General features: G+C 73.8%; 13 protein-coding genes. 7 read left to right on the forward strand and 6 right to left on the reverse strand.

Annotated elements, in window-relative coordinates:
• Nucleotides 1-87: 87 nt before the first annotated feature.
• The 3 genes from BJ971_RS19355 (at nt 88) to BJ971_RS19365 (ending at nt 3,250) form a co-directional block, all read left to right on the forward strand.
• Nucleotides 88-1,122, forward strand: coding sequence for a saccharopine dehydrogenase family protein (locus BJ971_RS19355; protein WP_184994666.1), 1,035 nt, complete (start codon nt 88-90; stop codon nt 1,120-1,122).
• A gap of 11 nt (nt 1,123-1,133) precedes the next feature.
• Nucleotides 1,134-2,552, forward strand: a complete 1,419-nt coding sequence (locus BJ971_RS19360) for a DHA2 family efflux MFS transporter permease subunit (protein ID WP_184994667.1) — start codon at nt 1,134-1,136, stop codon at nt 2,550-2,552.
• Between the two features lie 83 nt (nt 2,553-2,635).
• A complete protein-coding gene (locus BJ971_RS19365; RefSeq protein ID WP_184994668.1) occupies nt 2,636-3,250 on the forward strand; it encodes a TetR family C-terminal domain-containing protein in 615 nt (204 codons plus the stop codon).
• Between the two features lie 7 nt (nt 3,251-3,257).
• Here BJ971_RS19365 and BJ971_RS19370 read toward each other — a convergent pair whose 3' ends face one another.
• The gene (locus tag BJ971_RS19370; protein ID WP_184994669.1) at nt 3,258-4,295 is read right to left on the reverse strand and encodes a beta-ketoacyl-ACP synthase 3; all 1,038 of its coding nucleotides are present in this window, start codon (nt 4,293-4,295) and stop codon (nt 3,258-3,260) included.
• 433 nt (nt 4,296-4,728) lie between these two features.
• On the opposite strand from BJ971_RS19370, the gene BJ971_RS19375 reads away from it, so the two are divergent.
• On the forward strand, nt 4,729-6,336 hold the full coding sequence (locus BJ971_RS19375) for an ABC-F family ATP-binding cassette domain-containing protein (protein ID WP_184994670.1): 1,608 nt from the start codon (nt 4,729-4,731) through the stop codon (nt 6,334-6,336).
• A 19-nt stretch (nt 6,337-6,355) separates the two neighbouring features.
• On the opposite strand, the gene BJ971_RS19380 is transcribed toward BJ971_RS19375, so the two are convergent.
• Both BJ971_RS19380 and BJ971_RS19385 read right to left on the reverse strand, forming a co-directional pair.
• Nucleotides 6,356-6,739 carry a VOC family protein gene (locus BJ971_RS19380; protein WP_184994671.1) on the reverse strand — a complete coding sequence of 128 codons (384 nt, stop codon included), beginning with the start codon at nt 6,737-6,739 and terminating at the stop codon, nt 6,356-6,358.
• 18 nt (nt 6,740-6,757) lie between these two features.
• Nucleotides 6,758-7,225, reverse strand: a complete 468-nt coding sequence (locus BJ971_RS19385; protein ID WP_184994672.1) for a heme-degrading domain-containing protein — start codon at nt 7,223-7,225, stop codon at nt 6,758-6,760.
• A 147-nt stretch (nt 7,226-7,372) separates the two neighbouring features.
• On the opposite strand from BJ971_RS19385, the gene BJ971_RS19390 reads away from it, so the two are divergent.
• A complete protein-coding gene (locus BJ971_RS19390; protein WP_184994673.1) occupies nt 7,373-8,161 on the forward strand; it encodes an endonuclease/exonuclease/phosphatase family protein in 789 nt (262 codons plus the stop codon).
• A gap of 160 nt (nt 8,162-8,321) precedes the next feature.
• Here the strand turns inward: BJ971_RS19390 and BJ971_RS19395 are convergent, their stop codons facing one another.
• Complete coding sequence (locus tag BJ971_RS19395; RefSeq protein WP_239087239.1) at nt 8,322-8,816, reverse strand: GNAT family N-acetyltransferase; 495 nt, start codon at nt 8,814-8,816, stop codon at nt 8,322-8,324.
• A gap of 65 nt (nt 8,817-8,881) precedes the next feature.
• On the opposite strand from BJ971_RS19395, the gene BJ971_RS19400 reads away from it, so the two are divergent.
• Nucleotides 8,882-9,328: a MarR family winged helix-turn-helix transcriptional regulator gene (locus BJ971_RS19400; protein ID WP_239087240.1), complete on the forward strand. Its 447-nt coding sequence runs from the start codon at nt 8,882-8,884 to the stop codon at nt 9,326-9,328.
• 12 nt (nt 9,329-9,340) lie between these two features.
• On the forward strand, nt 9,341-9,760 hold the full coding sequence (locus BJ971_RS19405) for an organic hydroperoxide resistance protein (protein ID WP_184994674.1): 420 nt from the start codon (nt 9,341-9,343) through the stop codon (nt 9,758-9,760).
• Between the two features lie 28 nt (nt 9,761-9,788).
• Here the strand turns inward: BJ971_RS19405 and BJ971_RS19410 are convergent, their stop codons facing one another.
• Entirely contained in the window at nt 9,789-10,286 is a 498-nt protein-coding gene (locus BJ971_RS19410; protein ID WP_184994675.1) for a Vgb family protein, read from the reverse strand.
• A gap of 27 nt (nt 10,287-10,313) precedes the next feature.
• Nucleotides 10,314-11,270 carry a tyrosine-type recombinase/integrase gene (locus BJ971_RS19415; protein WP_184994676.1) on the reverse strand — a complete coding sequence of 319 codons (957 nt, stop codon included), beginning with the start codon at nt 11,268-11,270 and terminating at the stop codon, nt 10,314-10,316.
• Nucleotides 11,271-11,308: the final 38 nt, after the last annotated feature.

Raw genomic sequence — 11,308 nt, forward strand, 5'->3', positions numbered from 1 at the left:
TACGCGTATTGGCGTTCCGGACACTCGTCGGCGCCGTCCACTCCCGACAGGATGGTGGCGACGAGGCTTTCGAGGCGGGGAGAACCCATGTTCACGGTGACGGTGTTCGGCGCGTACGGGCACACCGGGCGCTTCGTGGTGGCGCGGCTGCGGGAGCGCGGGTTGGTCCCGGTCCTGTCCGGCCGCGACGCCGGCAAGCTGCGCGAACTGGCGTCGGAGTCCGGCCTGGCGGCCCGCCCGGCGTCGGTCGACGACCCGGCCTCGCTGGACCGCGCCCTGGCCGGCGCGGCGGCCGTGATCAACTGCGCCGGGCCGTTCGCCACGACGGCCGCGCCGGTGATCGAGGCGGCGCTGCGCGCGGGGATCCCGTACGTGGACGTGGCGGCCGAGATCGAGGCCAACGCCGACACGTTCGCGCACTTCGCCGGCCGGGCACGCGACGCGGGAGCGCTGATCGTTCCCGCGATGGCCTTCTTCGGCGGCCTCGGTGACCTGCTGGCCACCGCGGCGCTGGGCGACCTGACGGCGGCCGACGAGGCGCACGTCGCGTACGGGCTGAGCGGCTGGCACCCCACCGCCGGTACCCGCGCGGCGGGCGCGGTCTCCCGCCGGCGGCGCGGCGGCGACCGGGTGGTGTTCACCGGCGGGCGCCTGCGGTACCGCCGGGACCGCCCGCCGGCCACCCGGTGGTCGTTCCCCGAGCCGATAGGCCCCCGCGACGTGATCGGCGAGTTCACCATGGCCGACGTCGTCACGATCCCCAGCCACCTGGCCATCCCGGAGGTGCGCACCTACATGACGGTCGAGGCGGCCCGGGAACTGTCCGCGCCGGACACCCCGGCGCCGACCGCGGTCGACGCGCACGGCCGTTCGGCGCAGACCTTCGTCGTCGACGTCGTCGTGCGCTCCGGCGACACGCGGCGGCGCGCGGTGGCGTCGGGCCGGGACATCTACGCGGTGACCGCGCCGCTGGCGGTGGAGGCGGTCGAGCGCATCCTCACCGGACGGACCCGTGCGGTCGGGGTCGCCTCCGCGGGCGAGGCCTTCGACGCGCCCGACTTCCTGCGCGCGCTGTCCCCGCACATCTCCCTCACGATTGACATGCGTACCGTCGGTATGTAAATCTCGCCACCATGACTGATGCAGAGCGGCCCGGCCTCGTGCTGCTGACCGCCGCCGGCGCGACCTTCCTGGCATTCCTCGACACCACCGTCGTCAACATCGCCTTCCCGGCCCTGCAACGGGACTTCCCGGACAGCTCCCTCGCGGACCTGTCCTGGGCGCTCACCGGCTACGGCGTGCTGTTCGCGGCCCTGCTCATCCCGGCCGGCCGGCTCGCCGACGTCACCGGCCGGCGCCGGCTGTTCGGCGCCTCCGTCCTGGCCTTCGTGCTCACCTCGCTGCTGGTGGCGATCGCGCCGAGCGTGCCGTTCCTGATCGCGGCCCGGGTGCTACAGGGCGCCGCGGCCGCCGGCATGATCCCGGCGGCGCTCGGCCTGGTCCTGGCCAGCACCCCGCCGGCGCGGCGCACCAACGCGGTCGGCCTCTGGGCCGCCGCCGGCTCGCTGGCCGCGGCGGCCGGGCCCAGCCTCGGCGGCCTGCTGATCGACGCCTTCGGCTGGCGGGCGGTCTTCCTGATCAACGTCCCGATCGGACTGTCGCTGGTCTACCTGACCGTCACCCGGCTGCCCGCGGACCGGGACACCGGCCGGCGCCTGCCCGACCTGGCCGGCACCGTGCTGGTCGCCGCCGGCATCGCCCTCGCGGTGCTCGGCCTGACCCAGGGCAGCGGCTGGGGCTGGGCCGACGCCAGGACCCTTGCCTGCCTGATCGGCGCGGCCGCGCTGCTGCCGCTCGCCCTGTTCCGGTCGATGCGGCACCCCGCTCCCGCGATCGAGACGGACCTCTGGCGCAGCCGGGTCTTCTCGGCCGCCGGCCTGGCCTCGCTGACCTTCGGCATGGCGATGTTCGCGTCCCTGCTGCTCGGCCCGATCTTCCTGACCATGGTCTGGGACTACTCGATCCTCAAGGCCGGCCTGGCGGTCAGCCCGGGCGCGCTCGCCTCCGCGGTCGCCGCGGTGATCGTCGGCCGGCGGGCGACACCGCGCGGGCAGCGGATCGCGATGATCGTCGCGGCCCTGGTCTTCTCCGGCGTCTGCTACTGGCTGTACGCGTCGCTGACCGTCGAGCCCCGGTACCTGGCGGTCTTCCTGCCGGCGAACCTGATCTCCGGTGCGGCCGTCGGCGTGGTCATGACCGCGGTCTCGGCCGCGGCCGCGGCCTCGCTGCCGCCGCAGCGCTTCGCGGGCGGCACCGGCATGGTGATCGCCGCGCGCCAGCTCGGTGGCGCCCTGGGCATCGCGGCCATGGCGGCCATACTCACCGAGCGGGCGGCCGCCGGGGTCGACGGCCTGCTGGACGTCATGCTGTTCTGCGCCGCCGTCTCGGTGGTCACCGCGGCGACCGGCCTCGCCCTGTTCGACAAGCCAGCGACCGAGCCGCCGCGCTCGCCCGACCGCGCGGACCGCTCGGCGCGGACGGCCGCCTCCTGATCGCCGCCGCCGAGGTCACCGCGCCCGCGCCGGGCCAGCCGGGCGCGGGCGCCTCGGCGGCGGACGTTGATAACATCGCGCCCATGACCGCGACGGCGGGCGCCACCTCCCGGACCCAGAAGGAACGCTCCGACGCGACCATCTCGCTGCTGCTGACGGTCGCCCGGGAGATCTTCGGCCGGGACGGCTACGCCGCCACCTCGCTGACGGTCGTCGTCGAGGAGGCCGGCGTGACCAAGGGCGCGCTCTACCACCACTTCAAGAGCAAGCAGGACCTTTTCCGCGCCGTCTACGAGGCCGAGGGGGAGCGCCTCTCGCGGATCGTGACCGGCGCATACCGCGACGAGCCCGACCAGTGGGAGGCGTTCCACAAGGGCGTCGCGGCGTTCCTGGAGGCGCTGCTCGACCCCTGGGCGCAGCGCATCATGCTGACCGACGCGCCCGGCGCGCTGGGCATGCCGGCGATCTGGGACAACCTGACCACCGGCGGCTTCACCGCGCAGATCCGGCAGGGGCTGGAACGCGCCGCCGGCGCGGGCCTGATCTCCCGGGCGCCGACCGCGGCGACCCCGCACCTGATCTACGGCGCGGTCTGCTCCGCCGCGCAGCTGATCGCCCGCTCGGACGACCAGCGTGCCACCTTCGAGGATTCGGCGGCCGGCCTGCGCCTGATGCTCGACGCCCTGGCCGGCCGCTGACGGCGACTCACTGCTCGGTGGCGACCGCGTCCAGCGCGGGCCAGGTCAGCAGCGCCGAGCCCCAGGTCAGGCCCCCGCCGAACGAGGTGGCCAGCAGCCGGTGCCCGGCACGCAGCAGGCCGGCGCGGCAGGCGTCGCCCAGCGCCAGCGGAATGGACGCCGCGCCCGTGTTGCCGACCGTGGCGACGTTGCCGATCCGCCGGTCGACATCCACCCCGACCAGCTCCGCGACCCGGTCCAGGATCCGCTGGTTGGCCTGGTGCGCCACGAACCGATCCAGGTCGGCGACGGTACGCCCGGCGGCCCTGAGCACCCGGAGGCTGGACTGGGTCATGTGCTCGATCGCCCGGCGGTAGACCTCCTGCCCGCTGACCGACCAGTACAGATCCTCCGGCGCCTCCTTCGCCGACGGCTCCGCGGCCGCCGCCCGCGCCCGCTGGCGGCTGCCGCCGGACTCGATCCGGATCAGATCCGCGGCGCCGCCGTCGCTGCCCAGGTCGAACGGGCCGATCGCGCCGGGCTCGTCGGCGGTGCCGGCGCGCAGCACGACCGCGCCGGCACCGTCGCCGAACAGGATCGCGGGCCCGCGGGCCTGCGGCACGTGCTGGAGGAAGTACGAGTTGGTCTCCGCGCCGATCAGCAGCACCCGCTCGGCGATGCCGGCCGCGATCAGGCCGGCGCAGGCGGCCAGCCCGTAGACGAAGCCGCTGCACACGGCGGCGAGGTCGAACGCGGCGGCGGGGGCGACCCCGACCCGCCAGGCGACCTCGGGCGCGGTGGCCGGGCTCATCCGGTCCGGCGTGGTGGTCGCCACGACGACCGCGTCCACGTTGTCCACCTGCGCCGACTTGAGCGCGTTGCGCCCGGCCGTGCTGGCCAGGTCGGCGGTGGTGGTGCCCGGCTCAACCACCCGGCGCTCGGCGATCCCGGTGCGGCGGCGGATCCAGTCGTCCGTGACCTCGAGCGCCGGCGCCAACTCGGTGTTGGGCACCCGGCGGCTCGGTACCGCCGTGCCGAGTCCTTCAAGGACGGCGACTCTGCTCACGTTCTCTCCCTCTTGGCTGGCGGGTGGCGTTGCGGCCGTTACCAGAATCGTCTCCAACTATCCAAAACCGTCACCGATACACACTCTCGGCCCCGTCCCAGTCGGGAAATACACCATTCGGGGCCATCCGGGCCGAACGCGCTCCGACGTCGTCCGGTCATCGCACCCGGACGGTACCTGCCGCACGATTGCGGATCGCAGCAGCTCAGTTACCGACTGGTAGGGCGGCCCGCGGCGGTCGCGAAAATACGGATGAGCCGGCGCATCGGCGCTGTTAGCGTGAATGTCATGGCATCAGGTATCTGGTCGCAGAGGATCCGCACCGCCCGCTGACGGCGGCGCCTGCCCTCTGCTGAACCGCGCTCGCCGTCCCGGTCCCCGCCGGGCGGCCACCCGCTGCTGCCCGGCTCCACTGCGAGCCGCGGAGTACCTGTTGAACCCCGTCCCGAGCCCTGAAACCGTCGCCACGCCCGTCCCGGCGGGCGAGAGCGCACACATCCGCGCGACCGGCGTCGCCGTCGCCCGCGCCCGCGGATCCCGGCGGATCCTGCACGACGTGTCGGTCACCGTCTCCGCCCGGTCCCGGATCGCCGTCGTCGGCGAGAACGGCCGCGGCAAGACGACGCTGCTGCACGTCCTCGCCGGCCTGATCCTGCCTGACGAGGGCATCGTGCAGCGGGCCGGCACCGTCGGCCTGGCCCGCCAGGAGTTGTCCGCCCGCGACGGCGAGACCGTCGGCACCCTGACGTCACTGGCCCTCGCGGCACCGCTCGCGGCCCTCGCCGCGCTGGACGAGGCGACCCTGGCCGTGTCCGCCGGCGATCCCGCCGCCGGTGACCGCTACGCCGCGGCGCTGGAGGCCGCCGTCCGGCTCGACGCGTGGGACGCCCAGCGCCGGATCGACGTCGCCCTGGAGGCCCTCGGCGCGTGCACCGACCGCGACCGTCCGCTGGCGACGCTGTCGGTCGGGCAGCGCTACCGGGTGCGGCTGGCGTGCCTGCTCGGCGCGCGCGACGACCTGCTGCTGCTCGACGAGCCCACCAACCACCTCGACGCCGGCGGGCTGGACTTCCTGACCCGACGGCTGCGCGAGCACGACGGCGGCCTCGCCGTCGTCAGCCACGACCGGGCGCTGCTGCGCGACGTCGCCGACCACTTCCTCGACCTCGACCGCACCCGCGACGCCCGGCCACGGCTGTACGCCGGCGGCTACGACGCCTGGCAGGACGCGCGGCGCCGGGAGCGTGAGCGCTGGGAGCAGGACTACCAGGAGCAGCAGGCCGAGCACCGGCGGTTGCAGGACGCGGTGTCGCGGGCCCGCGACCGGCTCGCCACCGGCTGGCGGCCGGACAAGGGCACCGGCCGGCACCAGCGCCAGACCCGCGCGCCGGGCGTGGTGCAGGCCCTGAACCGGCAGCGGGAGGCGCTGCGGGCGCACCGCGTCGACGTGCCGGCGCCGCCGCCGGTGCTGCGGTGGCCGGACCTGGGCGTGCGGCCGGGCGTACCGCAGCTGCGGGCGCACGGCGTCACCGTCGCCGCCCGGCTGGCGCGGCCGGTCGACCTCACCCTCGACGGCGGCGACCGGCTGCTCGTCACCGGAGGCAACGGCGCCGGGAAGTCCACGCTGCTCGCGGTGCTGGCCGGCGCGCTGCGGCACACGGCCGGCCGGCTCTGGACGGCGCCGGGCACGCGGGTCGCCCTGCTCGCGCAGGAGACCGCCGAGCGCGACCCCGGGCTCACCGCGCGCGAGCTGCCCGGCGCGGACGGGCTCGGGCTGCTGGACCCCGACGCGATGGCCACGCCGGCCGGCCGGATGTCGCAGGGTCAGCGGCGGCGCCTCGACCTGGCCGTGGCCCTGGCGGCGCGGCCCGGGCTGATCCTGCTCGACGAGCCGACCAACCACCTGTCGGCGGCGCTGACCGACGAGCTGACCGAGGCGCTGCGCGGCACCTCGGCCACCGTCGTGGTCGCCACCCACGACCGGCAACTGCTCGCGGACCTCGCCGACTGGCCGCGGCTCGATCTAGGTCAGAAGGCGTAGGTGCCGAACCTGAGGCTCCTCAGGCCCGCTCGGCGGCGCTGCGCTCGACGCAGAACTCGTTGCCCTCGGGGTCGCGCATGGTGACCCAGCCCGTGCCGTCGGGCCTGCGGTGGTCCTCGTACACCGTCGCGCCGGCCACGAGCAGCCGCTCGACGGTCTCGTCGCGGGTGCCGGTCGCCGGCTGGATGTCCAGGTGGACCCGGTTCTTCGCCGACTTCTCATCCGGTACGCGAATGAACAGGATCCCTGGCAGGACCGGCTCCGGCGGGAAGATCATCACCTCGTCGTCGCCCTTCTCGGACTCCGCGTCCACCACGTAGCCGGTGACCACGGCCCAGAACGTGGCGAGCGCGAACGGGTCGTGCGCGTCGAAGGTGATATGCCGAACAGGATTCACGAACATGGCGGGCAGCATAACCAATCAGAGATCGAGATACGCCTCGATCGCCTCCACCACCAGGGCGTGATCGTCGGCCTGCGGAAGCCCCGACACGGTCACCACCCCGACCACACCCACATTGGGTACCCGCACCGGGAACGCGCCGCCGTGCGCGGCGAAGTCGGCGGGGTCCACACCGTACTTCGCGTCCAGCTCGACACCCTTGGCCGCCAGCCGCCGGCCCACCAGGTACGACGAGGCCGCGAACCGCTCCACCACCCGCACCTTGCGGGCGATCCAGGCGTCGTTGTCGGCCGTGCTGCCCGGCAGCGCCGCGTGGAACAGCTGCTGGGTGCCGCGGCGGATGTCCACGGCCACCGGCAGGTCCCGGCTGGTCGCCAGGTCCACCAGCAGGCTGCCCAGATGCCAGGCGTCCGCGTTGTCGAACCGGGCAAAGGTCAGGCGCCGCTCATGCTCCTCGAGCCGGGCGATCAGATCGTCGTCGGTCATGGCGACCATTCTCCGGCAAAGATCAGCCGCGGCCACGGCTACGGCGCAACCAGATACCCAGAGAGCCCAGGATCACGAACACCGTCGCCGCACAGCACACCGCCTTGAACACCGCTGACACCTCATCCACCGCTAGGGTCTTGTTCCGTGCGACTGGCCACGTTCAACCTGCTGCACGGCAGGTCACTCTCCGACGGCAACGTACACGCCGAACGGGTCGCCGCGTCGGTCGCCGACCTCGACGCCGACATCCTGGGCCTCCAGGAGGTCGACCGCGCCCAGCCCCGCAGCGGCCTGCTCGACCTCACCGCCATCGCCGCCGAGGCCCTCGGCGCGAAGGTGCACCGCTTCGCCGCCGCCGTCGTCGGCACGCCGGGGGAGACCTGGCAGCCCTGGCGCTCCGCCGACGACAACGCCCACCCGCTCTACGGCATCGCCCTGATCAGCCGGTGGCCGGTGCTGCGCTGGCAGATCACCCAGCTGCCCGCCGCGCCCGTGCGCTCACCGGTCTGGGCGCCCGGGCCGCGCGGGGGACTGGTCCTGCTCAAGGACGAACCCCGCGTCCTGATCGCCGCCGTCGTCGACACACCGACCGGAGCGATCACGGTCGCCAACACCCACCTGTCGTTCGTGCCGGGCTGGAACCTGCGCCAGCTGCGCGCCGCCGTGCGCGCGCTGCGCGGCCTGCCCGCGCCGCGGATCCTGCTCGGCGACCTCAACCTGCCCGCCGGGCCCGTGCGCGCCTTCACCGGCTGGCGCACCCTGGCCCGCCGGCCCACGTACCCCAGCACCCACCCGCGGGCCCAGCTCGACCACGTCCTGGCCGACCCGCGCGGCGCCGGCCCGCTCGGCCCGGTCGTGCAGGTGCGCACCCCGGCGGTCGGCGTCTCCGACCACCTACCGCTGGTCGTGCACCTGGACCCGCCGCGCCGCTAGGGCCTGTCCTGCCGATCATGGCGACGCCGAGCCGAGGTCCAGGTTTCGCGTCGCAAGTGGGCCGGACGGTCGAATACCGGTGTTGTATTCGGCCGTCCGGACCGCGCCGCGAGGCGGAAGCTGGGCCCGGCGCAGGCCGTCATGATCGGCAGGACAGGCCCTAGACCGGCAGCTCGAAGATCAGCTCCAGGCCGTCCTGGTCGTCCCACTGCTCGCCGGTCTGCGTGAACCCGAACCCGGCGATCGTCGCCAGCGACGCGACGTTCTGCGGGCTGATGCTCGCCCGGACCACCCGTACCCCCGGCTCCGCGCGCGCCCGCTCGATCAGCGCGGCCAGCATCGCCTTGGCGTGACCCCGCCGCCGGTACGCGGGATCGACCGAGTAGCCCACCTCGACCATCCCGTCGGCGTCCGGGGGACCGTGGAACCCGGCGTGCCCGACCACCACCCCGGCGGGCTCGGCCACCGCCACCCGGGCGATCCACTCCGCGCTCGCCGGATCCCGGGCGATCTGCTCGCTGCGGATCTCCCACAGCCACTTCTCGTCCCGGATGAACTCGGTCAGCGGCTGACCTGCGGCGGCACCCGCCGCGGCCAGGTCGGACTCGATGAGCGCCCGGAGCGCGGCCGGCGGCAGTTTCACGAAACGGATCACCGGAAGATCCTAGGGCACCGCCGATTAAGTTGTGCACAACTTAGTTGTGCGCTACTGTTCCCGGCATGGCAGGCACCGACGACACCACCGGACTCGAGCAGATGATCTGCTTCGAGCTCTACGCCGCCTCACGGGCCATGACCGCCGCCTACCGGCCGGCCCTGGACGCACTCGGCCTCACCTACCCCCAGTTCGTCGCCCTGCGCGTCATCTGGCACCGCGGCCGCCTCACCGTCCGCGACCTCGGCGACGCCCTGTCCCTGGACAGCGGCACCCTCTCGCCCCTGCTCAAACGCCTCGAAACCCAGGGCCTCATCCGGCGCGAACGCGGCACCGACGACGAACGCGTCGTCTGGATCACACCCACCGACCAGGGCTCGGCCCTGCGCCACCGGGTCGCGGACCTACCGGAACGGCTCGCCTGCGCCACCGACCTCAGCGTCGACGAATTCACCCAGCTCCACCACCTGCTCAGCCGCATCCGCGGCACGGCAGTCACCCCCGCCAACTAGGGAGAACCAACCATGCAGGCTGTGTACACGGCATCCGCCACCGCCACCGGCGACGGCCGCGGCGGCCACACCCGCTCCAGCGACGGCGTCCTCGACCTCGACCTCGCCGTCCCCAAGGAGCTGGGCGGCCCCGGCGGCCAGCTCACCAACCCCGAGCAGCTCTTCGCCGCCGGCTACGCCGCCTGCTTCCACAGCGCCCTCAAGCTCGTCGCCGGCAAGCAGAAGATCACCCTCACCGACACTGCGATCACCGTCGACGCCGGCATCGGCCCCAACGGCAAGGGCGGCTTCGGCCTCACCATCGCCATCGAGGCCGAACTGCCCGGCCTCGACGAGGACACCGCCCGCGCGCTGATCGAGGCGGCGCACCAGGTCTGCCCGTACTCCAACGCCACCCGCGGCAACGTCGACGTCACGCTCACCATCGCCTGAGCCCCGCCTGGTGCCGGGCCCTCGCCGGTCACGGCACCAGGCGGGCGACCCCGCCCGTCTCCAGGACCGCGCAGACCGTGCCGTCGAGGGCGACGGCGATGCCGTGCGGCTCGGACGCGGGAGTCGGCAGGTCGTAATGCCGGAAGACGCCGTGCGGGCCGACGTGACCGATCCGGTTCGCCGCCCACTCGGTGAACCAGCAGCCACCCGCCGGGTCCGCGACGATCGCGTGCGGCCTGGCACCGCGATCCGGCAGCGGGAACTCCCGGATCGCGCCGTCGGGCGTGATCCGGCCGACCTGCCCGGCGGCGATCTCCACGAACCAGAGCGCGCCGTCGGTGCCCGCCGCGATGCCGACCGGCCCGGCACCGGCGGTGGGAAGCTCATGAACGGTGACGGCGCCGCCGAGATCGATCCGGCCGATCGCGCCCGCCTGATTCAGCGTGAACCACAGCGCCCCGTCAGGCCCGGTGGTGACCCCGTACGGGCCGGCACCCGGGCCCGCCACCGAGATCTCGCCGATCATCCAACACCCCCGGATGTGTATACGCCGTCACGCGCCCAGCTCACCCAGTGCCCGGTTGGTGCGGTTGGCACGCACCGCCGCGCGCTGCTGCGCCGCGGTCACCTCGATATAGCCCTGCGACGTCGTCAGCGACGCGTGACCCAGCAACCGCATGATCTCCGAAGCGTTCGCGCCGTCCTCGGCCAGCCGGGTCGCGAACGTGTGCCGCAACGCGTGCAACTGCGCGCCCCGGGGCACCCGGTCCGCGATGCCGGCCCGCCGGTAGCAGGACTCCACCAGATACTGCAGGCCACCGCGCCGCAGCGGCCGGCCCCGGCGGTCCAGGAACAGGGGATCGGCCGGGCTCACCCGCCCGAACCGCAGCCGGCGGCTCTCCACGTATCGGTCCACGACGGCATCCAGCTCCGGCCCGATCGGCACCGATCGCGGCCGGCCACCCTTGCCCGCCACCTCGACGCGCCGCTCGCCCGGGCGGCCCAGCAGCGAACCGGCCCGCAGCGCCAGCAGCTCCGACAGCCGCAGGCCCGCGCACAGGGCCAGGGCGACGACCGCCACGTCGCGCTCCGGCCAGGGATCGCGCTGGCGGTCGTCGCTCTGGTTGACCGCTTGCAGGAGCTGCTCCGGGGTGTCCTCGCCACGCAGGGGCTTGGGGGAGGGCGTGGGGATCCGCGGCTTTCCCACCGCGGGCATGGGGTTGCCGGCCACCACACCGTCGACGACGAGGAAGCCGAAGAACGAGTTCCAGCTCGACCAGGCCCGGTAGACCGAGGCGGGCGCGCGGCCGGCGGCGAACGCGGCGAAGGCCGCCCTCAGCGCCCTGGGGGAGAGGTCACCGAGAGTGACGTCTTCGCCGAGTTCCCTGAGGACGGTGGTGAGGTCCCGGCGGTAGGCCATCAGCGTGTGCTCGGACGGTTTCCGCACGGCCCGGGCGGCGAGGAACTCTTCGATGAGCGCGGTGACTGAAATGTCTTGTCCGTCCTGCATAAGGAATATTATGCAGTAATTTCGCTCTTGGCGGTGAG

It is taken from the genome of Amorphoplanes digitatis (assembly GCF_014205335.1).
GTDB classification, from domain to species: domain Bacteria; phylum Actinomycetota; class Actinomycetes; order Mycobacteriales; family Micromonosporaceae; genus Actinoplanes; species Actinoplanes digitatus.